The following is a 21,623-nucleotide window of genomic DNA, read 5'->3' on the forward strand; positions in this document are numbered from 1 at the left end:
ATCGGTGCGTCAGCGGCGCGGGGTTCGCTCCAGCACCTCCCGTGTCGCGGGCAGGGCCCGCTCCCTGTCCCGCCCGACCAGGCCGATCCTGGTCCGCCTGTCGAGCAGGTCGCCCTCGTCGAGCGCGCCCTCGTGCAGCACCGACCAGAGCAGGTCGCCCGCGGTGAGGCCGAGCCCGACCTCCTGCGGGTGCGCCTTGACCAGCTCGTGCACGGCCCCGGCCTCGGAGCCGTAACGGTCGGCCAGGCGCGGCGGCACCCCGCCGGGCCGCGGCCCGGCGCCCACGAGCGGGAGCCCGCGGGTGCGGCAGCGGCCGGCCCGGAGGCCGGCGTGCGAGATCGCCCGATCCACCGCGTCCTCGGCCATGCGGCGATATGTCGTCAGCTTGCCCCCCACCACGGTCACCACACCGCCGTCCGCGAACACCGCGTGCTCCCGGGACAGGTCGGCCGTCCTGCCGTCGGCGGCCAGGAGCGGCCTGAGGCCCGCGTACGCGCCCGCGACCGCCTCTCTGGTCACCGGAGCCTCAAGGACCCCGTTCAGCACCTCCAGGAGCGCTCTGACGTCCTCCTCGGGCGCTTCGGGGACGTCCGGCACCGGCCCGTCCACCGGCTCGTCCGTCAGGCCGACGTGAATCCGGCCGTCCGGCTGGGGGAGGACCAGCGCGAACCGGTTGCTCTCGCCCGGGATCGGCAGGTGCAGGCCCGCGATCAGGCCGGGCAGCGTCCCCGGCGCGAGCACCAGGTGCGTGCCCCGGGACGGGCGCAGCCGCACCCGGGGGTCCAGCGTGCCGGCCCACACGCCCGTCGCGTTGATCACCACCCTGGCGCGGATCGTGAACTCCTCGCCCGTCAGCTCGTCGCGCACCCGGGCCCCCTGCTCCGTCAGGCGCAGCGCGCGGCAGCGGGTCAGCACGCGCGCCCCGTGGCCGGCCGCCGTCCTGGCGATGGCCACGACCAGGCGGGCGTCGTCGAGCAGCCGCCCGTCCCACGACAGCAGCGCGCCGCGCAGCCCGCCGGCGCTCAGGACGGGGGCCAGCGTGTGCGCGCGGGCCGCGTTCAGGCGGGCCGGGCCGGGCAGCAGGCGGCGCGGCGTGCGGGCGGCGGCCCGCAGCGCGTCGCCGAGCCGGTAGCCGGTCATCACCAGCGCCGCCCGGCGGCGGGAGACGGCCGGGGTCAGCGGCAGCACGTACGGATGCGCCCTGACCAGGTGCGGAGCGGTTCTGCGGAGCAGGATGCCGCGCTCGACCGCGCTCTCGTACGCCACGCCCGCCTGCCCCTTGGCCAGGTAGCGCAGGCCGCCGTGCACCATCTTGGAGCTCCATCTTGACGTGCCGAAAGCCAGGTCGTGCGCGTCGACGGCCGCTACGCTCAACCCCCGGGAAGCGGCGTCGAGCGTGGCGCCCGCCCCGGTCGCGCCGATTCCCACCACCAGCACGTCCACCCGTTCCTCCGTGACCCGGCGCAGCTCCCGGGCGCGTCTGGCGGCGTTCAGCGAGCTATCCAAGGTAGGCCTCCAGCAGGGCGGCGAGCTCGGCGTCGAGGTCGTCGAGCGTGACGGGGTCGGGCATGGTCGGAGCGTCGGGCATGGTCGGGGCGTCGGGCATGGGCGGGGCGTCGAGCATGGTCGGGGCGGACAGCAGGAACGACTGGGCGACCAGCAGCACGGCCCTGGCCTTGCGCGGATCGCCGACCGCCGGCTCCAGCACCTCCAGGACGGCCTCGTGGCTGGCGCCGCGCCGGTCGAGCAGGTACGGCAGGAGCAGCTCGGGATCCGCCTCCACGATCTTGCGCCACAACGGGTGCCCGCGCAGCCCCCTGACGCCCGCCACGACCGCGCGCACCGGGTCGGACAGGTCGAGCCCGGCGATCACCCGCACCCACTCCCTGGTCATCAGGTCGGCCACCAGCGTGCGCACGTCGGGCCAGCGGCGGTAGATCGTCATCCGCGACACCCCCGCCCGGCGCGCCACGTCCGTCAGCGTCGTCCTGCGCACCCCGTAGGCCAGCACGCAGTCGCGGGCCGCGTCCAGCACGGCGTCATTGTGACGATTCGACGTCATGTGTCACAGTGTAAGCGTGACTGGACAACCAATGTCGTGGTCGGGCTGGGGCGACCCGGCCAAGGCCCGCGAGCTGCCCGAGGGCGTCCGGGCGCTGCTGCGCGACCTCCTCGGCGTGCGCGCGCCCGCCGAGCCCGCCGCCACCCTGGAGTCGGTGCGGCTGCCGCCGGTCGCCCTGCCCGCGCCGCTGCTCGGCGCGCTGGCCGGGGTGGTCGGCGCCGGCCACGTGCTGACCGGGCACGAGGCCCGCGTCCGGCACACGCGCGGCAAGTCCACCCCCGACCTGCTGCGCATGCGGGCCGGCGACGGCTCGGCCGCCCCCGACGCCGTGGTGCTGCCCGGCTCCCACGAGGAGGTGGCCGAGCTGCTGCGGCTGTGCTCGCGCGAGCGCGTCGCGGTCGTGCCCTTCGGCGGCGGCACCTCCGTGGTGGGCGGGCTGGCCGCCGCCCGCGCCGGCTTCGCCGGGGTGATCGCGCTGGACCTGGGACGGCTCGACCGGCTGCGGTCGGTGGACGAGGAGTCGATGACGGCCGAGTTCGAGCCGGGCGTGCGCGCCCCCGACGCGGAGCGGCTGCTCGCCGCGCGCGGGCTGACGCTGGGGCACTTCCCCCAGTCCTTCGAGTACGCCACGCTCGGCGGCTTCGCCGCGGCCCGCTCCAGCGGCCAGGCGTCGGCCGGGTACGGTCGCTTCGACGACATGGTCGTGGGCCTGACCCTGGCCACCCCGGCGGGCACCCTGGAGCTCGGGCGCGCCCCCAGATCGGCGGCCGGGCCCGACCTGCGCCAGCTCGTGCTCGGCTCCGAGGGGGCCTTCGGCGTCATCACCGCGCTGCGCCTGCGGGTGCGGCGCGCGCCGGCCGAGCGCCGGTACGAAGGATGGCGCTTCGCGTCGTTCGCCGAGGGCGCGGCGGCCGTGCGCGCGCTGGCCCAGGAGGGGCCGCTGCCGACGGTGCTGCGCCTCTCGGACGAGACCGAGACGATGATCGGCCTCGCCGGACCGGACACGATCGGCTCGGCCACCCCCAGGGGCGCGAAGGGTTCCGGCGGTTCGGGCGGGTGTCTGCTGATCGCCGGTTACGAGGGGGCCGGGGCGGGCGAGCGGCAGGCGGGCGCGACCGCCGTGCTGGCGCGGATGGGCGGGCGGGCGCTCGGGCCGGAGCCGGGGCTGACGTGGGAGCACGGCCGCTTCGCGGCCCCGTACCTGCGCGACTCGCTGCTGGCCGCCGGGGCGACGGTCGAGACGCTGGAGACGGCCGGGTTCTGGTCGAACCTGCCCCGCCTCTACGGCGCGGTGCGGCTGGCCCTGCTCGGCGCGCTCGGCGCGCCGCTGGTCATGTGCCACATCTCCCACGTCTACGAGACCGGCGCCTCGCTCTACTTCACCGTCGTGACCCCGCAGGACGCCGACCCCGTGGCCCGGTGGGAGCGGGCCAAGGCGGCGGTGAACGCGGCCATCGTCGCGGCGGGCGGCACGATCTCGCACCACCACGGCGTGGGCCGCGACCACCGCGACGCCTACGGCGCCGAGATCGGGCCGGTGGGGGCGGGCATCCTGCGCGCGGTCAAGGCGGAGCTCGACCCCGCCGGGATCCTCAACCCCGGCGTCCTCGTCCCCGGCGGCTGAGGTCTGAGGGAGCCTCCGGCCGGCGCGCCGCGCTCCCCCCGGGGCAGGGCGGTCAGTCGGCGGTGGCGAGTTTCTCGGCCTCGGCGTACGTGGCGGCGGCCTCGCCGTAGCGGCGCACGGCCTCCTGGGCCCGCGCCAGGCAGATCAGCGAGACCACCAGGTCGCCGCCGCCGAGGGCGCGGGTGAGCGCGACCGCCTCCTGGGCCAGGGGCAGCGCCTCCAGGCCGCGCCCCCGCTCCAGCTGCAGCTCCGCCGTCGTGCGCAGGCATCGGGCCAGCAGCGGGGTGTACCGGCCCGGCGACCTCCCGGCCAGCGCCCGGCTCCGCGCGATCGCCTCGCTCGCGTCGCCGAGCGCCGCGCTCACGGCCCAGCGCGGCCGTGACCGGGCGAGCGCCAGCAGGCCCTCGACGGCGCTCACGGCGGGCCCGCCGTCGCGGGTGGCGTCGTCCGGGCTGTGAGGGGTCATGGGAGTCTCCCCTTCGGCGGTCCCAACCGCTTGCTTGGGGGGTGAGGGTACACCATGGCCAACCTTCCGTGTTCCCCGCGGTACGGAGCGTTCGGGATGCACAAAAGGGAGATGACGGTAAAGATGTGGTCATGGTGGAAGTCGCGGCGGAACGGGGAAAACAGCTTTCCTCCCGGGTCTCGGAGGAGGGCGCAGGATGGGCGTGCTCGCAGACAGGTACGTTCGCGCAGCTCAGGCCCAATAAGCAAGGCTTCAGCTGGCTGAATTTACGGACGCTCTGGCTCTCGCGCAACGAGATCCTCGCCGGGCTGTTCGGGGACCCGTCGGGGGAGGTCCGGTCGCGGTGGGTGAAGTCCCAGGAAGCGCGGGGGATTGACCCGGAATTTCGTATCAAGCAGCCTCTCGGGGGTAATTTCAGTTTCCTTCTGCTCGGCGACACCGGCGAGGGGGACGCCTCCCAGTACGCCGTCGTACCCGGCATGCTCAAGGTGGGGCAGGGGACGTCCTTCGCCATCATCGCCAGCGACGTCGTCTATCCCACGGGGTCCGCCAACGAGTACGGGGACAAGTTCTTCCGCCCGTACAAGGACTATGACGCCCCCATCTACGCCATCCCCGGCAACCACGACTGGTACGACGGGCTCGGCGGGTTCATGCGGGTCTTCTGCGACGCGCCGCCGCTCAAGCCGAAGCCGGACCGGGGGCTGCGCGGGCTGCTGTGGCGCAAGCCGGAGACGATCGACGAGGCGCGGCTGGCCGAGGCCAGGAAGCTGCGCGGCAAGGAGTCGCAGCAGGCGACGCAGCCGGGGCCGTACTGGGTGATCGAGAGCGACAGCCTGCTCATCGTGGGCGTGGACACCGGCATCACGAACGTGATCGACCGGGCCCAGACGGCGTGGCTGCGCCGGGTCTCGCTGGACCCCCGGCCGAAGATCCTGGTGACCGGCAAGCCGATCTACACGGCGAACACGTACAAGCCGTCGGCGCTGGAGGAAGGCGGCACGATCGACGACATCGTGCGCGACCCCGCACACCGCTATGTCGCGGCCATCGGCGGCGACGTGCACAACTACCAGCGCTATCCGGTCAAGGTGGGCGACCGGGTGATCCAGTACGTCGTGTCGGGCGGCGGCGGGGCCTTCATGCACGCCACGCACACGATCGGGCGGGTGGACGTGCGCGGCGTGCACGAGGACGACTTCAAGTGCTACCCCCTGCGTGGCGACTCGCTGTCGTTCTACAGCCAGCTCTACTCCGAGCGGCTGCGGATGAAGTGGTTGTGCCTGACGCCGTCGGAGGCGCTGTGCCTCATGTCCGAGCGCATCAGGAACGAGCCGGTCAGAGGGCCGTCGGGGCCCGTGCGGATCACGGCGCGGATGCGCTGGGCGGCGCGGCTGCTGGGGGCCTGGCCGTGGCCGCTGCGGCTGCCGGTGGAGAGGGTGTTCCACCACTTCCTGTCGGAGCTGTCCGACTGGGACACGCCGCCGTTCTTCAAGCAGTTCCTGCACATCGCGGTGACCCCCGGCGAGCTGACCCTGCGCTGCTTCGCCGCCACCGGCTGCCTGGCGCAGGAGCTGCAGCCGCCGATGGAGGACGAGGTCCGGATCAGCCTGGCCTAGCGCCTTCGCCGTGACCTGGGCCGGTGGCTGATTCTGTCGGGGGCGTTTGGCACCCTGGGACACGTGTACGTGGTGGTCGCGGGGGAGACGGTGCTGCCCGTCGGTGGCACGGCGCGCCGTCCGGCCGACCTGGCGGAGGCGGTGCGTGAGCTGGAGGCCGCCGAGGGGCCGCGATGGGTGTGGGCCGACACGCGGGAGGCGTACACGCCGCTGCTGGAGCGGGGCGTGCGGGTGGCGCGCTGCCACGACCTGGCGCTGACCGAGGGGCTGCTGCTGGCCCACGAGGGCCGCCACGGCGAGCCGCGCTCGGCCCGGGCCGCGCACGCCAGGCTGCACGGCCGGCCGGCGCCGGAGGAGCAGCCGAGCGCGCCCGGCACGCTGTTCGCGCCCGAGCCGCTCGGCGCGGAGGCGGTCGCCGAGGTGCTGGCCGACCAGCTCCGGCGCGTCGCCGCGCTGCCCGAGCCCGGCCGGTTCCGGCTGCTGGTCGCGGCCGAGTCGGCCGGCGCGCTGGTCGCGGCCGAGATGTCGCACGACGGCATGCCGTGGCGCAGAGACGTGCACGACGCGCTGCTGACCGACCTGCTCGGGCCGCGCCCGGTGCACGGCATGCGCCCGGCCCGGCTGCAGGCGCTGGCCGACGAGGTCGCGGCGGCGTTCGGCCATCCGGTCAACCCCGACTCCGTGCAGCAGCTCGTCAAGGCGTTCAAGGGCGCGGGGGTGGCGCTGAAGACGACCAGGTCGTGGGAGCTGAAGCGGATCGACCATCCCGCGGTGGCGCCGCTGCTGGCCTACAAGGAGCTGGCCAGGCTGTTCAGCTTCCACGGGTGGGCGTGGGCCGACCAGTGGGTGCGCGGCGGGCGCTTCCGGCCCGAATACGTGGTGGGCGGGGTGGTGTCCGGGCGATGGGCCACCAGCGGGGGCGGGGCCCTGCAGATCCCCAAGGTGATGCGGCGGGTGGTGGTGGCCGACGACGGGTGGGTGCTGGTCGTGGCCGACGCGGCGCAGCTGGAGCCGCGGGTGCTGGCCGCGATGGCCGGCGACGTGGGGCTGGCCAGGGCGGCGGGGGAGATCGACCTCTACTCCGCGCTGGCGCAGTCGTTCGGGGGCGAGCGCGACAACGCCAAGATCGCGATGCTCTCCGCCATGTACGGCGGCACCAGCGGCGACGCCTCCAAGCTGCTGGCCGTGATGCGGCAGCGCTTCCCGAGGGCCTACCAGTTCGTCGAGGACGCCGCCAAGGCGGGGGAGGAGGGGCGGCTGGTGCGCTCCTGGCTCGGGCGCACCAGCCCGCCCCCGTCGGAGCGGTGGAAGGAGCTGGTGTCGGGGCCGGAGGGCGGCCGGGCGGCCCGCGACCGGGGCCGCTTCACGAGAAACTTCGTGGTGCAGGCGACGGCGGCGGAGTGGGCGCTGGCGCTGCTGGCCGTGTTGCGGGGGCGGCTGCCCGAGCCGGCGCGGCTGGTGTTCTTCCAGCACGACGAGGTGATGGTGCACTGCCCCGCCGAGCTGGCCGATGAGGTGATCGGGGCCGTCACCGACGCGGCGGCCGAGGCCAGCAGGCTGCTGTTCGGGCGCACGCCGGTGCGGTTCCCGATGGAGGCGGTGGCGGTCAAGTCCTACGCCGAGGCCAAATAGCGCCGGCCGGCCGCGGTCGAGCGCGCCGGGCAGCGCGTCAGGCGGGGGCGGTCGAGCGCGCCGGGCGGCGTCAGGCGGCCGCGGGCCCGCCGCGCCTCCTGACGAGGGTGAGCCAGAGGCCGGCCAGGGCGACCATGACGCCGACCACCAGGCCGAGCACGCCGTAGCCGAGCAGGCCCACGATGACGCCGGCGATGATCGTGCCGGTGGCGCCGCAGACGTTCATCAGCAGGTCCGACAGCCCCTGCACGGCGGGGCGGCGCTCGATCGGCACCGACTCCGTGACCAGCGCGGAGCCGGCCACCAGCCCGCAGGACCAGCCCAGGCCGAGCAGCACGAGCGCCGCCGTCACCTGCCACACCCGGTGCCCGGCCGTGCCCGCCAGGGCGGCGGCGGCCAGCAGCAGGGCCGAGCCGAGGATCAGCACCGGCACCTTGCCGGCCCGGTCGGCCAGCCAGCCCACGACCGGCGACATGACGTACATGCCGGCGATGTGCAGGCTGATCACGAGGCCGATGACGTCGAGGTTGGAGCCGTCGTGGTGGAGCTTGACCGGGGTCATCGACATGACGGAGACCATCGCGGTGTGGCTGACGGCGATCATGACCAGGGCGCGGCGCGCCATCGGGGTGGTGCGCAGGGTCTGCCAGGCGGTGCTGATCGTGCGGGTGCGGCCGGTCTCCCCGGCCCGCCTGCCGTCGGCCTCGCGGGCCAGCCTGAGCGGGTCGGGCCGCAAGAAGCCGACGATGACGACCAGGGCCAGGGCGAAGGCCAGCGCCGCGAACGCGAACGGGCCCGCCTTCTCCGCCAGCCCGAGCCGCATGCCGATCCGGTCGGCGGGCTCGGCCAGGTTCGGGCCGGCCACGGAGCCGATCGTGGAGGCCCACACGACCAGCGACAGGTGCCGCGCCGAGCGCTCCTTCGGGGCCAGGTCGGTCGCCGAGTAGCGGGCCGCCAGGCCGCCCGCGCTGCCGCCGCCGACCAGCACCAGCCCGGCCAGCAGCAGCGGCCACGTGCCCAGGCTGATCGCCAGCACGGAGATCGCGCAGCCGGTCAGCGCCGCCACGTACGCCAGCGACAGGCCGGCGCGGCGGCCGCCCATGCCCGACGCCTTGGCGGTGGGCAGGGCCAGCAGCGCCGCGCCCAGCACGGTGGCCGTGCCCGCGAAGCCGCTGATGACGGTGGAGCCCGACAGCTCGTCCACGACGACCGAGCTGAGCGCGAGCCCGACGGCCACCCCCACCCCGCCCACGATCTGCGCCGCCGAGAGGACCGCCAGGGTGCGGCGCTGGACGCTCCGGAATCGGTCAGAGGGCGAGACAGCGGGCTTGGCGGGGGCACTGGTCACGCGTGAAGTGTCGCATAACCCCTAACATCGCCCCAAAGGGGACGGTGCACCTCTTTGGCCAGGAAAGCCGTCTTTTCCGATAGATTTCAGAGCACGGTGACGGGGTCGCCCACCGCGATCCGGCCCGGGGCCTCCGGGATCAGGTTGATGCCGAACCAGACCTTCCCGTCGCGCTTGCGATGGCGGGAGAGCGTCCTGATCGGCTCCTTGCCCTTCGTGTACGTGGCCGGGTCGATCGTCGTCAGCACGCACCGGTCGCAGCCCTTGGTCACGCGGAACTCCACCGCGCCGACGCGCAGCCGCTTCCACTCGTCCTCGGCGAACGGCTCGGCCACCCCGTCGATCACCAGGTTGGGCCGGAACCTGCGCATGGGCAGCGGCTCCGCCGGCTCCTCGCCGCGCTCCAGCGCGGTCTCGGCGATCCAGTCGTTGAGCCGGGCCAGCGAGGCGCTCGTGGCGAGCAGCAGGGGATAGGCGTCGGCCAGGCTCACCCGGTCGTCCGGCCGGCCGTACGCGGGGTCGACCGGCCGCCGGGTCGGGTCGTCGAGCCACTTCAGCCTGAGCGGCCGCCCCACCAGCGCGCTCAGCCAATCGGCCGCGGCGTCGCCGCAGTCGGTGAGCTCGACCAGGTCGCGCGGCCCGACCCGCACCGTGGCGCGCCCGGCGGTGGGCACGACCGTCAGCGGGGCGGCGTGCGGGCCCGTCAGCGTGAGCGTGCCGCCGTCGAGCCGGGCGACGCAGGCCAGCAGCAGCGGCTCCTCGCGGGCGGTGACCGTCGTGCCGCCCTCGTCGGCGACCAGGTAGCGCCGGTCGCCCGCCAGCCCCCACGGCTGCACCTCGGCCTCGGCGACGTCGTGACCCGCGGTGGACTTGACGGGATAGAAGGAGATGCTGCCCAGCCTCATACGGCAGACCGTACCGCATGGGCCCCGGCCGGCTCCCGGACGGCCGGCGCCCTGCGCTCCAGGACCGCGGAGAGCGTGACCGCGCCCAGGCCGAGCAGGCCGATCGCGGCGCCCACCCAGGCCACGGAGGCGTAGCCGAGGCCCCCGTCGATGGCCAGCCCGCCGAGCCAGGGGCCCACGGTGATGCCGACGTTGAAGGCGGCCACGTTCATCGCGGCGGCCAGCGTGGGGGCGTCCTTGGCCAGGGCGAAGGGGCGGGCGTTCAGCGCGGGGTTGGTGCCGAAGCCGAACGCGCCGAGCAGGAAGATCAGCGGGACGGCCAGCAGCGCGACGGAGGCGCCGAGGGCCAGGGCGGCCGAGGTCAGGACGAGGCCGATGACGCCGGCGTACAGGAGCGGGAACGGGCGGGCGTCGGCGATCCTGCCGCCGAGGGTGATGCCGAGGAGCGAGCCGACGCCGTACAGGCCGAGCACGGCCGGCACCCAGACCGCGTCCAGGCCGGTGACCTCGGTGAGCAGCGGGCTCAGGTAGCTGAACGAGGCCAGCAGCGCGCCCGTGGTCAGCGCCGTGGTGCCGTAGGCGAGCCAGAGGCGCGGGCGGGCCATCGCGCGCAGCTCCGTGGCCAGGCCCGGCGTGGCGCCGGAGGCGGGACGGCCGCCGGGGATGGTGGCGGCCACGCCGATCCCGGCCAGCGCCGACAGCGCGGCGACCGCCCAGAACGCCGCCCGCCAGCCGAGGTGCTGGCCGATCAGCGTGCCCGCGGCCAGGCCGACGATGGTGGCCACGGTCAGGCCGCCGGCCAGCACGCTCATCGCCTTGGCGCGGGCGGTGGCGGGCACCAGGCCGACCGCGGTGGTGGCCGCCACGGCCCAGAAGCCGGCGTACACGAAGGCGCCGACCACGCGGGTGGCGAACAGCACCGCGTAGTTCGCCGTCAGCGCGCCCGCGACGTGCGACAGGGCGAAGATCGCCAGGAACGCCAGCAGCACCGTGCGCCGGGGCCAGCGCGAGGTGGCGGCGGCCAGCACCGGCGCGCCGACCAGCATCCCGATCGCGAACGCCGAGATCAGCAGCCCCGCGTCCGGCACCGACACCCGCAGATCGGCGGCCAGCTCCGGCAGCAGCCCGGCCAGCATCAGCTCGGAGGTGCCCTGAGCGAAGATCGCGATTCCGAGTATGTAGACCGCCAAAGGCATGGCGACCTCCTTAGGCAAGAGTTTTAGGATGATCAGTACAAAATGAGGGCGCGAAAAGTCAGAAGAGGTCCAGCGCGGTGTTCGCGATCGACTCGAGCGTGGCCTGGGCGGCCCCGCCGCGCTTGGCGACCTGCAGGCCGCTGACCGTCGCGGTGACGAAGTGGGCCAGTGCGAGCGGGTCCTTGCCGGCGTCGAGCTCGCCGCGCGTGCGCGCGTCCTCGATCGCAGCCCGCATGATCCCGACCCGCTTGTCGTTGTCGCGGCGCAGCAGCTCCGCGATCTTCGCGTCGCGCGGGCCCAGCTCGACCAGCGAGTTCACCACCAGGCAGCCGGCCGGGTCGCCGGGGTCGGGCTCGACCGCCCACCACAGCACGGTCCTGACCTTCTCCCTGATGGGCAGGTCGCCCTCCATCAGCTCGGCCAGCCGGGCGTCGCGCTCGTCCATGTAGTGCCGCAGCCCGCGCTCGAACAGCTCGTGCTTGCCGGCGAAGGTGTTGTAGATGCTGCTGCGCCCCAGGCCGGTCGCGGCGCACAGGTCCTGCGTCGAGGTGGCCTCGTAGCCCGCGTCCCAGAACGCGCGCATGGCCGCCTCGACCGCCCGGTCCTCTTCGAACTTCCTCGGTCGCGCCATGGCAGGGACATTACACGTTTTGGATCGATCGGTGCAATACCCGTCAGGTCGCCTGGCGGAACGTGTCCAGGAACACCTTGCGGGTGTCGGCCTGGTCGTCCCACTTCAGCTCGGGCAGGTCGAACGTGATCTTGAACGCGGTCTTGTCGTCCATGGACACGTACCTGGCCAGCGCGTGCATGGGGACGCCGGCGGCCGTGGTGTAGGTGTACTCCCAGTCGGCGGCCTGCCACGAGCGGTACTTCACCGCCTGCAACTGCACCTGGATGTAGCTCTCCAGCCCGCCGTCGGCCTCCTGCCTGCCCAGCTCCGACAGCCCGCCGTCATCCTGCGGCGCCGCCCGCTCCACGGTGATGCGCATGCCGGAGTCCTTCGGCCCGCTGAACGTGGCCACGCCGTCCGACGTGTCCAGCCGCCACTCCTGCGGCACCGCGGCCGAGAAGCCGGGGCCCGTGTGCTCCTTGTAGCCCTCGGGCACGATCGAGGAGTCGGGCGTCCCCTCGGCGCCGGCGCTCTCGCTCGCCGCGGTCGTCGCGCCCGGCGCCGCCTCCGGCGATCCGCCGCCGCCGGTCAGGATGACCAGCACCGCGCCCGTCACGACCGCGAGGGCCAGCAGGGCGCTGACGATCGTCAGCGGCGTCGGCCGGCCGCCGCGCATCCAGGGCCCGTCGTCCGCCTCCACCCGGCGCCGGCTCCTGCCCTTGCGCGCCCCCGCGGCCGGCAGCTTGGTCAGGCGGGAGTGGGAGACGTCGTGCGACAGGTCGCGGGACTGCTCGCGCAGGGCGTCGGGCGAGGCCAGCGGCCAGGGGGTCGCCCCCGAGGACGACGTGCGGCTGTCGGTGGTCAGGGGGAGGATCGGCTGGGGGCGCGGGCCCGTGGGGTGGTCCAGGTCGTCGTCGAGGTCGCGGGGCATCCTGGCGCCCGGGGGCGCGCTGAACGGCGTCCGCTGCGGCGGGGCCGGGGCGCCCGGAAGGGAGTCGTACGGGCCGGACGCGCCGCCGAGCGAGTCGTAGGGGCCGGAGGTGCTCCTGAGCGCGTCGTACGGGTTCGGCGGGGCCGGGGAGTCGTGCGGGCCGGAGGCGCCCGCGAGGGAGTCATAGGGACCCGACGTGCTCGCGAGGGAGTCGTAGGGGCCGGAGGTGCTCTTGAGGGAGTCGTACGGGTTCGGCGGGCCGGAGTCGGCGCGGGGCAGCGGCGGCAACTGGTCGGTGTGATGGCTGCCCGACGGGCTCGTCATCCCGTCGTAGGGCATCGAATAGCCGCCCGACGGGCTGGTCAGCGGGTCGTACGGCACGCGTACCGGGCCCGAGGGCGTCTCCACGATCCGCGAGGGCAGCGGCCCCGACGGCGGGTCCAGCGGCGGCAGCAGCCCGGCGGGAGTCGGGTCGGACCGGCTGGGCAGCGTCTCGGGCGTGCGCGGCCTGGGCGAGCCGTGCGCGCGCAGCACCCCCTCCAGCATCTCCATGACCTGGGCCGAGGTCAGCCGCTCGGCCGGGTTCTTGCGCAGCAGGCCCTCGATCACCGGCATGAGCGCCCCGGCCCGCTGCGGCCTGATCGGGTCCTGCGTGAGCACCGAGCCGAGCACCGCGACCGGGTCGGGCCCCTCGTAGGGCGGGCGGCCCTCGACGGCGGCGTACAGGGTGGCGCCGAACGACCACAGGTCCGCCGCCTGCGTGATCGGCTGCCCCGACAGCCGCTCCGGCGGGATGTACGCGGGCGACCCCATGAGCAGCCCGGTCTGCGTGATCGTGACGTCGCCCTCGATCGCCGCGATGCCGAAGTCAGTCAGCACCACCCGGTCGGAGGTCAGCAGCACGTTGCCCGGCTTGATGTCACGGTGCAGGATGCCGGCCGCGTGGGCGTGCCTGACCGCGTCGAGCACCCGGACGCCGATCTCGGCGGCCTGGATCACCGGCAGCGGGCCGCTCTGGCGTACGGCCTGCTCCAGCGACCACGCCCGGACCAGCTCCATCACGATCCAGGGCCGGCCGTCCTCCTCGACCACGTCGTGCACGGTCACGATGCCCGGATGCGTCAGCCGCGCGGCCGACCTGGCCTCGCGCAGCATGCGCCGGTGCGCCACCTGCTTGCCCGCGTGGTCGAGGCCGTAGGGCAGGATCAGCTCCTTGACGGCCACGTCCCGGTCGAGCAGCACGTCGTGCGCGTGCCACACCATGCCCATGCCGCCCCGGCCCACGGGGGACATCAGGCGGTATCGCCTGCCGATCAGGCGACCCTGGCTCTGCGAAGCGCCCCCCGCGGCTCCTCCCTCTGGGCCGGGTCCGCTGAGCAAGCGGTCGGCTGCCATGTTCCCGCCCCCATCTCGCCTCATCCGTCACGTGCGTTCTTCACGCTACTTGCAGATTATGAGGATCGTTACGATAACGGCGCGGATTGTCCAATGGAAGGTGAACTTGTCTTACAACCCCCATGACGTGGGGATATCTCCGTTTTAAAATTGATCACTTACTCACCTCGGCCAGCGCGAGCAGCGCGCTGGTGAACGCTTCTACGGGCGGCTCCACCAGGCCCGCGCCGACCTGCCCGGTGCCCGCGACGCGGCCCGCGATGCCGGTGTTGACCACGGGCAGCAGGCCCGTCCTGGCCACCAGCGTGACGTCGATGCCGACCGGCGTGCCGCGGAAGCCGAGACCCGGGATCTGGTAGGCGGGATGCTCGGCGAGCGTGATCTCGTACATCGAGCGGGTCGCCCGCACCGCGTCGGCCACCTCGCCGCCCACGAACCGCACGATCGCCGGCGCGGCGGCCATCGCGAATCCGCCCAGGCCCGACGTCTCGGTGATCGTGGAGTCGCCGATGTCGGGGTTGGCGTCGGCGGGGCCGTACGAGCCGAGGTAGAGCCCGTCGGGCACCCCCGCCGGGCCGGTGAACCAGCGCCCGCCCAGCCCCGAGACCTGCACGCCGAAGTCCGTGCCGTTCCTGGCCATCGCCACGACCAGCGAGGAGCCGGGGACGTCGCGGGCCGCGTCGGTGGCGGCCTTGCCGGCGGCCATGCCCACGTTGAGGAAGAAGTGGTCGTTGCCGTTGATGAAGCGCAGCACCGCCGCCGCGTCCCCCGGGGCGGCCTCGACCACGGCCGGGGCCAGCTCGCGCAGCAGGAGCGAGGTGGCGGCCCGGTTGCGGTTGTGCAGCTCGTCGCCCATCTGCAGGGCCTGCGCGATCAGCGCGCGCAGGTCGATCGGGCCGGTGCGCTCCAGCGCCGCCGCCAGCGCAGGCCCCAGCACCCGGTCCATCCAGCGCAGCCGCTCCAGGACCTCCGGTCCGTACGCGCCGTACCGCAGCACCTTGCCCAGGCCCTCGTTCAGCGAGCAGTACGCGGTGCCGCCGTGCTCCTCGTCGCGCACCTCGAACAGCCACATCGACGGGCTCACCACGCCCGCCATCGGGCCCACGGCCCCGTGCTCATGACAGGGGCGCAGCGCCACCGCGCCCGCCGCCAGCGCGTCGCCCGCCGCGCGCTCGTCGGCCGCCAGGCCCTCCAGCAGCATCGCGCCGATCAGCGCGCCGCGCATCGGGCCCGAGGCGCGCTCCCACGTGATGGGCGGGCCCGCGTGCAGGAACGTGCCCGCCGCCAGCACCTCCGAGGCCCGCCGCAGGCCCACCAGGTACGGGCGGGCGCCGGTCAGCCGGCCCACGGCCAGCTCGTTGGCCGCCCGGCGGCGCGGATCGGCCAGCACCGCGGCCAGGGCCTCGGCGGTGCCGGGCAGGGGCGGGCGCCAGGACACCGGGGTGGTCGGCACGGCCTGGGCGCGCAGGGCCTCGTCGAGCACCCCCGCCCCGACGGTGATGACCCGCGGCACGGCACTGAGCAGGCCGGCACTGAGCAGGCCGGCACTGAGCAGGCTGGTCACAGGCGCCTCCCGAGCACGCGGAAGAAGATCGCAGAGGGCTTGCCGGGGGTCACAGGAGGCTCCTGGCGTGGCGGGCGGCCTGGGCGTTGGAGGTGAACACCGCCGCGCCCGCCTCGTGGAAGGCGGCGGCCTGGCGGTGCAGGTCCTGCGGGTCGCCCTCGGTGCCGATCAGGGAGATGACGACGGTGGCCGGCGTGCGCGCGACCGCGGGCGCCAGCACGGCGGCCGGATCGAGGTCGGCGCCGTGGCCCAGGACGACGTCCATGAGCACCACGTCCCGGTCGCCTGCCCGGGCCAGCGCCTCGACGCGCAGGGCCGGGTCGATCATCGGGTGCGCCCTGCCCCTGGTGTAGGCGTCGTCGCCGAAGTCGGTGAACTCGCCCTGCCCCGCCACCGCGGCGGCCTCCGCGCTCAGCGTGCCGCCGGCGTACAGGCCCCTGATGCGCTTGGGCGCGGCGCGCGGGCCCCGTCTGGCCGGCCAGCACGGCCACTCGGGCACCGGCCTGCCCAGCGCCCGCAGCACCTGCTCCGTGGCCTGGGTGAGGTCGGGCGCGCCCGGCCCCAGCAGGGCGGGCACCAGCGGCGTGGACAGCGCCTCCCCGGCCAGAGACCGCGCCGCCCCGCCCCCGGCTCCAGCTCCGCCCCCGGCCACGGCTCCGCCCCCGGCCACGGCTCCGCTCCCGGCTCCGGCCACGGCTCCGCTCCCGGCTCCGGCCACGGCTCCGCTCCCGGCTCCGGCCCCGGGCGGCTTGGAGATGAGCACGATCAGCTCGGTGGCCGGGTCCTCGTCGAGCAGGCGCAGGGCGCGCCGCGTGGACAGACCGCCCACCTCGGCCGACAGGTCCCTGCCGCCCACCCCGAGCACGTGGCTGACGCCGACCCCGGCCCAGTCGAGCAGGCACGTCACCTGCTGCGCCCCCGTGCCCGACGCCGCCACCACGCCGACGGGGCCGGGGGTCAGGACGTTCGCGAAGCCCAGACCGGCACCGCCGATGACGGCCGTGCCGCAGTCGGGGCCCATCACCAGCACGCCCCTCGCCTCGGCCAGCTCCTTGAGCCGGCGTTCGGCGGCCAGGGTGACGCCGTCGCTGAAGATCATGACGGGCAGCCCGGCCTCGACGGCGTCCAGGGCCTCGAAGAAGGCGTACTCGCCGGGCGTCGAGACCAGGACCAGGCCGGCGGGGCCGCGGGCGGCGGCCGAGCGGGTGGTCAGCGGCGGCTGCGCGCCGGACTCGCCGGACTCGGCGGACTCGGCGTACTCGCCGGAGGGACGGTGGGAGGCGGCGAGCAGCCGGCCGGCCTCCTCGACCGCCGCGTCGAGGCCGGCCGCGCGTACGGCGATCAGCAGGTCGCCCGGGTCGGACTCGGGGACGGTGAAGCCCATCTCCCGCAGGATCGAGACGTTGAGCTCCGTCGCCATGGCGACCATGGCCGCCGCCACGCCGGGCAGCTCCGACAGGGCCCTGCTGACCCGCATCAGGGTGACCGAGTCGTGATAGGCCCCCCGCCGCACCAGCACCGCCTGCGGCAGCCCGCTCATCTCCCGCCGCCCCTCACTCGTGCCGTGCTGTCCCAGGCTCATGTCGCTGCGCTCAGTGCGAGGACCGAGGTCACCCCGATGGCGATGCCCTGGGCCAGGTCGGCGCCGGAGGTGTGGCCGAGGCGGTACAGGTGGCGCAGGGCCGGTTCGAGCGGCTGCCGCCCGGCCGCGCCGCGCAGCACGGCGATCACCTCGGGGCTCGCCTCGCCCCTGGCCGCGCAGTGCAGGAGCGTGGCCGAGAGCGGCGTCGTACGCGTGCGCGCGTCGTACGTCACGGTCGCCGCCAGCCAGTCGGCCAGCCGGACCGCCGGCTCGGTCCCGGTCGCCAAGCCCAGGTGCCGCAGCGCCACCAGCAGCCCCGCCAGCACGTCGTCACCGCTCGGCGTCAGCCCGGGGCCCAGCCCGACGAGCTGCTCGGCCGCCGTCACCATCCCCAGCAGCCAGCCTTTCGCGCAACTGCCGGCCAGCAGGGCCACCGCGCCGTTGCCGGCCAGCCCCGCCCCTGGTGGTGCGCCCGTCCCGGCCGGCCCCGCGCCTGGTGGAGCGCCCAGCAGGGCCGCCGCGCGCGCCAGGCGGGCCGAGTCGAGCCGGCCCAGCGGCGGCGCCGGGTCCCACCAGCGGCGTACGCTCAGGCTCAGCGGCCCCAGCTCGATCACCCGGTCGCCCACCGCGGCGTCGTCACCCACCGTGACGTGCGGCAGCGGCCCGGCCAGCAATACGGAGTTGGGCAGCCGCGTCGCCTGGCCCGTGATGACCGCGATCACCGAGGGCTCCAGCTCGGTCCTGACCTCCAGGTACACCCCGGCGGGGAAGACCGCGAGCACCCGCGCGGGACGGCGCTGGCTCTCCAGGACGGGGCGGACCGCGGTGCTGGCCGCGCCCGTGACGTGGACACGCGTACGCCGCGCGTGAGTACTGACGGTCACCGGACCTCCCTACGGACCCTGGACCTGACCGTAGAACGGCCGGTGAACCCTCCGTACGGAGAAATTTGCCAACAGTCAGCGGGAAGGTTGGCTCTTCCTGACAGACCTGATCCGGGGTCACAATCTCCCCATGGAGCCCCCCGTGCGTCTCGCCAGCACCGGAACGATCATCCACGGCGTGTCCGTGGGCGAGGTGCTCGGCGTGTCCACGCTCGCCGAGGCCAGGCTGATCGCGGGGGAGAGCGGGCTGGGCCGCATCGTGCAGCGGCTCAACGTCATGGAGGTGCCCGACATCCTGGCCTGGGTCAAGCCGCACGAGCTGCTGCTCACCACCGGCTACCCGCTGCGCAACACGCCGCAGTCGCTCGGCCGGCTGGTGGCCGACCTCGACGAGCGCGGGCTGGCCGCGCTGGCCATCAAGCTGGGCAGATACGTGGACGAGCTGCCCGGCGAGATGGCCGAGCAGGCCGACCGGCTCGGCTTCCCGCTCATCCTGCTGCCGAACGACGTCGGCTTCGACGACATCCTCAACCAGGTGCTGACGGACATCCTCAACCGCCAGGCCGCCGTGCTGGCCCGCGCCGAGGAGGCGCACCGGGCGCTGGTGCAGGTGGTGCTGGCCGGGGGCGGGCTGGCCGAGGTCACGGCGGAGGTGGCGCAGCTCCTCGACGTGTCGGTGGCGGCCGTGGACGGCACGGGGCGCGTCCTGGCCACCGCCGGCCCCGCCGAGCACGTGGCGGCGCTGCGCGAGTCGATCTCCCGCGAGGGCCCGCCGTCCCGCACCCCGGCCGTGCGCGAGCCGGCCCCGTCGCGCACCCCGGCAGCTCGTGAACCGGCCCCGGCCCCTCGTGAACCGGCCCCGTCCCGCACCCCGGCCGTGCGCGAGCCGGCCCCGTCGCACATCCCGGCCGCGCGGGAATCGGCCGCCCCGCCGCCGCGCCCGGCCGCCGCCGGTGAGGGCGCTCCCGAGGCGTCCGGCCGTCCCGCCGCCGACCCCGCGCGGGCGCGGGCGTTCGCCTCGGTGCCCGTGCTGGCCGGCGGGCACCACCACGGCAGGATCGTCGCCTACAGCCCGTCGGGCACGATCAGGGACAGCGACGTGGGCATCCTGGAACGTGCCGCCACCGTCGCCGCGCTCGTCGTCACCCGGCAGGAGGCGGTCAACGCCGTCGAGAGCAAGTACCGCGCCGACTTCCTGCGCGACGTGCTCACCGGCCGGGCCGGCACGGCGGAGCGGATCACGGGGCGGGCCGGCGCGTTCGGGTGGGACCTCGCGCGGCCGGTGACCGTGCTGGTGGCCGAGCTCGACCCCGACGGCGACGAGCGCAGCGCCCAGGACCGGCTGGTGGCGTGCTGGACCGCCGCGATCAGGCGGCACGACCCGCGCGGCGCGGTGGCCGGGTTCTCGCACGAGGTGGTGGCCGTGGTGGACGCCGGGCTCGACGCGGCCCGGGTGGCCAAGGACGCCGCCTCCGCCTTCGCCGACATGCCGCCCGCCACGTTCTCGACCGGCACCTCACGGCCCTGCCCGGGGGCGGAGACGCTGCCGGAGGCGTACTCGCAGGCGCTCAAGGCGGCCCGGGTGGGGCGGCAACTGCACGGGCCCGGCGCGGTGGCGCACTTCGACCAGCTCGGGGTGTACCGGCTGCTGTCGCTGGTCAACGACACCGAGGAGCTGCACGCGTTCGTCCGCGAGACGCTCGGGCCGCTGGCCTCCGACGACGACGCCGAGAACGCCGACCTGCGGCGCACGCTGCAGGCGCTGCTGGAGACCAACCTGAACGTGGCCGAGACGGCGCGGCGCCTGCACTTCCACTACAACACGCTGCGCTACCGCATCGGCAAGCTGGAGCGGTTGCTCGGCAACTTCACCGACGACCCTCACCTGCGGCTCAACCTGACCCTGGCCCTGCACGTGCTGCGCATGCGGGGCATCTAGGCTGCTGCGTTGTGGACGATCTGGAATTCGAGCTGGCCTCCGACTACATCCCCCTGTGCGACCTGCTGAAGTACTGCGGGATCACCGAGACCGGCGGGATGGCCAAACACCTCGTGGCCGAGGGCCTGGTCGCGGTGGACGGCGAGGTGGAACTGCGCAAGAGAGCCAAGATCCGCTCCGGCCAGGTGGTCAGCGGGGAGGGCTTCACGATCCACGTGCGCTGACCGGGGGCATTCACGAAAAGTCAGAAGACGAGGGTGGTGACGGTGTTCCCGCCGGGTAAGGGTGCCAACGGGCTGCGGGAGTGCAGTGACGCGTGGTTTCCCCTGGGGCACGGGATCATCCGTAAGTCTCAGTTGCCCGACGTCGTCCGCGCGCCCGGTGGGGGCGTTTATCGACGCCCGGCGCACTGGAACTGATCCACACCCTCTATTGTGCTCTCCGACATCGGAGCAGAAGACATACCCGCTGTTCAGGCGGGGGATCGGGGAGCGGGCGTGGCGTTCGGGTGGAAGGTGCACGGCGATGGGAAGCGCCTGACGCCGGGTGAGGTGGTCAAGCCGGACGAGCGGCTGAGCTGGCCCAGGATGGTCGGGATCGGGGCGCAGCACGTCATCGCGATGTTCGGGGCCACGTTCGTGTTCCCGCTCGTCATGGGGCTGGACGCCAACCTGGCGGTGATGATGTCGGGGGTCGCCACGATCCTCTTCCTGCTCATCGTCAAGGGGAAGATCCCCAGCTACGTGGGGTCGAGCGCGTCCTTCGTGGGCGCGGTGGTGGCGATCAGGGCGGCCGGCGGCGGCGACGCGACCGTCACCGGGGCGCTGCTGGTGGTCGGGGTCGTGCTGGCCGCCTGCGGGTACGCGATCCACAAGCTGGGCGTGGGCGTCATCCACCGGGTCTTCCCGCCCATCGTCACCGGCGGGGTGGTGATGCTCATCGGGTTCGGCATGGCGTACGTGGCGGCGGACGTCTACTGGCCCAAGGACCCGTGGGTGGCGCTGCTGACGATGGCGGCGACGTTCGTGTTCATCGGGGTGTTCCGCGGCTTCCTCGGCCGGATCGGCGTGCTGCTCGGGCTCGTGTTCGGGTTCGTGCTGTCGTGGGTGTGGGACCTCGTCGGCGGCAGGATCGTGGCGCCCGACGACAGCGGGAAGGTGACCGAGCACTTCCGGGTCAACCTCGACGCGGTGGCGCAGGCCGACTGGATCGGGCTGCCGTCGCTGCACGGCCCCGTGTTCGAGGTCTCGGCCATCGTGCTGGTGCTGCCCGTGGTGATCGCGCTGATCGCCGAGAACGTCGGGCACGTCAAGGCCGTGGGCGAGATGACGGGGACCGACGTCGACGCGTACATGGGGCGGGCGGTGCTGGCCGACGGGGTCGGGACCGTGGTGGCCACCTCCGTCGGGGGGTCGGCCACGACGACGTACGCCGAGAACATCGGGGTCATGGCGGCCACCAAGGTCTACTCGACGGCCGCCTACTACATCGCGGCCGTGATCGCGATCCTGTTCGGCCTGTGCCCGAAGTTCGGCGCGCTGGTCGCGGCGACGCCGGGCGGCGTGCTGGGCGGGGTGACGACCATCCTGTACGGCATGATCGGCCTGCTCGGCGCCAAGATCTGGATCGAGAACAAGGTGGACCTGTCCCACCCGCGCAACCTCGTCCCGACCGGCGCCGGGATCATCTGCGCCATCGGCCCCGTCGCGTTCCCGATCACCGACACGTTCGCGCTCAGCGGCATCGCGCTCGGCACGATCGTGCTGCTCGTCGGCTATCACCTGCTGCGTGCCGTGCGCCGGTAAGGGCCTCACACGGGAGCCCGTCCCGTGTGCGCGAGGTTTCCTCTGGTCGGCGGGTCAG

Annotated in this window: 17 protein-coding genes; 6 read left to right on the top strand and 11 right to left on the bottom strand. The window is 74.3% G+C overall.

Annotated features, from left to right (window positions below; all coding sequences use genetic code 11):
• Positions 1-9: 9 nt before the first annotated feature.
• Both IO39_RS37325 and IO39_RS37330 read right to left on the bottom strand, forming a co-directional pair.
• Positions 10-1,506, bottom strand: coding sequence for a glycerol-3-phosphate dehydrogenase/oxidase (locus IO39_RS37325; protein WP_043634031.1), 1,497 nt, complete (start codon positions 1,504-1,506; stop codon positions 10-12).
• The gene (locus IO39_RS37330) at positions 1,499-2,062 is read right to left on the bottom strand and encodes a TetR/AcrR family transcriptional regulator (RefSeq protein ID WP_043634036.1); all 564 of its coding nucleotides are present in this window, start codon (positions 2,060-2,062) and stop codon (positions 1,499-1,501) included. Before IO39_RS37330 ends, IO39_RS37325 begins: the two co-directional genes overlap by 8 nt.
• A gap of 31 nt (positions 2,063-2,093) precedes the next feature.
• Between IO39_RS37330 and IO39_RS37335 the strand changes: the two genes are divergently transcribed.
• Positions 2,094-3,686, top strand: a complete 1,593-nt coding sequence (locus IO39_RS37335; RefSeq protein ID WP_043634039.1) for an FAD-binding oxidoreductase — start codon at positions 2,094-2,096, stop codon at positions 3,684-3,686.
• Between the two features lie 52 nt (positions 3,687-3,738).
• On the opposite strand, the gene IO39_RS37340 is transcribed toward IO39_RS37335, so the two are convergent.
• Positions 3,739-4,152 carry a hypothetical protein gene (locus tag IO39_RS37340; RefSeq protein ID WP_043634042.1) on the bottom strand — a complete coding sequence of 138 codons (414 nt, stop codon included), beginning with the start codon at positions 4,150-4,152 and terminating at the stop codon, positions 3,739-3,741.
• 347 nt (positions 4,153-4,499) lie between these two features.
• Here IO39_RS37340 and IO39_RS37345 point away from each other — a divergent pair, with 347 nt between their 5' ends.
• Together IO39_RS37345 and IO39_RS37350 are read left to right on the top strand one after the other, a co-directional pair.
• Positions 4,500-5,771 (top strand): metallophosphoesterase family protein, encoded by a 1,272-nt coding sequence (locus IO39_RS37345; protein WP_245642512.1) that lies wholly within the window; start codon positions 4,500-4,502, stop codon positions 5,769-5,771.
• Positions 5,772-5,834: 63 nt separating this feature from the next.
• Positions 5,835-7,403 (top strand): bifunctional 3'-5' exonuclease/DNA polymerase, encoded by a 1,569-nt coding sequence (locus tag IO39_RS37350; protein WP_043634045.1) that lies wholly within the window; start codon positions 5,835-5,837, stop codon positions 7,401-7,403.
• A 70-nt stretch (positions 7,404-7,473) separates the two neighbouring features.
• On the opposite strand, the gene IO39_RS37355 is transcribed toward IO39_RS37350, so the two are convergent.
• The 8 genes from IO39_RS37355 to IO39_RS59195 form a co-directional block, all read right to left on the bottom strand.
• Entirely contained in the window at positions 7,474-8,751 is a 1,278-nt protein-coding gene (locus tag IO39_RS37355; protein ID WP_043634048.1) for an MFS transporter, read from the bottom strand.
• Between the two features lie 86 nt (positions 8,752-8,837).
• Entirely contained in the window at positions 8,838-9,656 is an 819-nt protein-coding gene (locus IO39_RS37360) for an MOSC domain-containing protein (RefSeq protein ID WP_043634050.1), read from the bottom strand.
• Positions 9,653-10,852: a Cmx/CmrA family chloramphenicol efflux MFS transporter gene (locus tag IO39_RS37365; RefSeq protein ID WP_043634053.1), complete on the bottom strand. Its 1,200-nt coding sequence runs from the start codon at positions 10,850-10,852 to the stop codon at positions 9,653-9,655. Before IO39_RS37365 ends, IO39_RS37360 begins: the two co-directional genes overlap by 4 nt.
• A 58-nt stretch (positions 10,853-10,910) precedes the next feature.
• Positions 10,911-11,483 carry a TetR/AcrR family transcriptional regulator gene (locus IO39_RS37370; protein WP_043634055.1) on the bottom strand — a complete coding sequence of 191 codons (573 nt, stop codon included), beginning with the start codon at positions 11,481-11,483 and terminating at the stop codon, positions 10,911-10,913.
• A gap of 43 nt (positions 11,484-11,526) precedes the next feature.
• Positions 11,527-13,689, bottom strand: a complete 2,163-nt coding sequence (locus IO39_RS55255; protein WP_052423867.1) for a serine/threonine-protein kinase — start codon at positions 13,687-13,689, stop codon at positions 11,527-11,529.
• A 256-nt stretch (positions 13,690-13,945) separates the two neighbouring features.
• On the bottom strand, positions 13,946-15,355 hold the full coding sequence (locus IO39_RS37385) for a YlbE family protein (protein ID WP_245642513.1): 1,410 nt from the start codon (positions 15,353-15,355) through the stop codon (positions 13,946-13,948).
• 49 nt (positions 15,356-15,404) lie between these two features.
• Complete coding sequence (locus IO39_RS37390; RefSeq protein ID WP_245642514.1) at positions 15,405-16,937, bottom strand: AllF/FdrA family protein; 1,533 nt, start codon at positions 16,935-16,937, stop codon at positions 15,405-15,407.
• Complete coding sequence (locus IO39_RS59195; RefSeq protein WP_052423868.1) at positions 16,934-17,821, bottom strand: oxamate carbamoyltransferase subunit AllH family protein; 888 nt, start codon at positions 17,819-17,821, stop codon at positions 16,934-16,936. Before IO39_RS59195 ends, IO39_RS37390 begins: the two co-directional genes overlap by 4 nt.
• 130 nt (positions 17,822-17,951) lie before the next feature.
• On the opposite strand from IO39_RS59195, the gene IO39_RS37400 reads away from it, so the two are divergent.
• From IO39_RS37400 to IO39_RS37410, 3 genes are all read left to right on the top strand, one after another.
• Positions 17,952-19,760 (top strand): PucR family transcriptional regulator, encoded by a 1,809-nt coding sequence (locus IO39_RS37400; protein ID WP_052423869.1) that lies wholly within the window; start codon positions 17,952-17,954, stop codon positions 19,758-19,760.
• Between the two features lie 11 nt (positions 19,761-19,771).
• A complete protein-coding gene (locus IO39_RS37405; protein ID WP_043634062.1) occupies positions 19,772-19,984 on the top strand; it encodes an RNA-binding S4 domain-containing protein in 213 nt (70 codons plus the stop codon).
• 273 nt (positions 19,985-20,257) lie between these two features.
• Complete coding sequence (locus tag IO39_RS37410; protein ID WP_043634065.1) at positions 20,258-21,565, top strand: uracil-xanthine permease family protein; 1,308 nt, start codon at positions 20,258-20,260, stop codon at positions 21,563-21,565.
• The last annotated feature ends 58 nt before the right edge of the window (positions 21,566-21,623 follow it).

This window comes from Nonomuraea candida (genome assembly GCF_000725485.1).
GTDB classification, from domain to species: Bacteria; Actinomycetota; Actinomycetes; order Streptosporangiales; family Streptosporangiaceae; genus Nonomuraea; species Nonomuraea candida.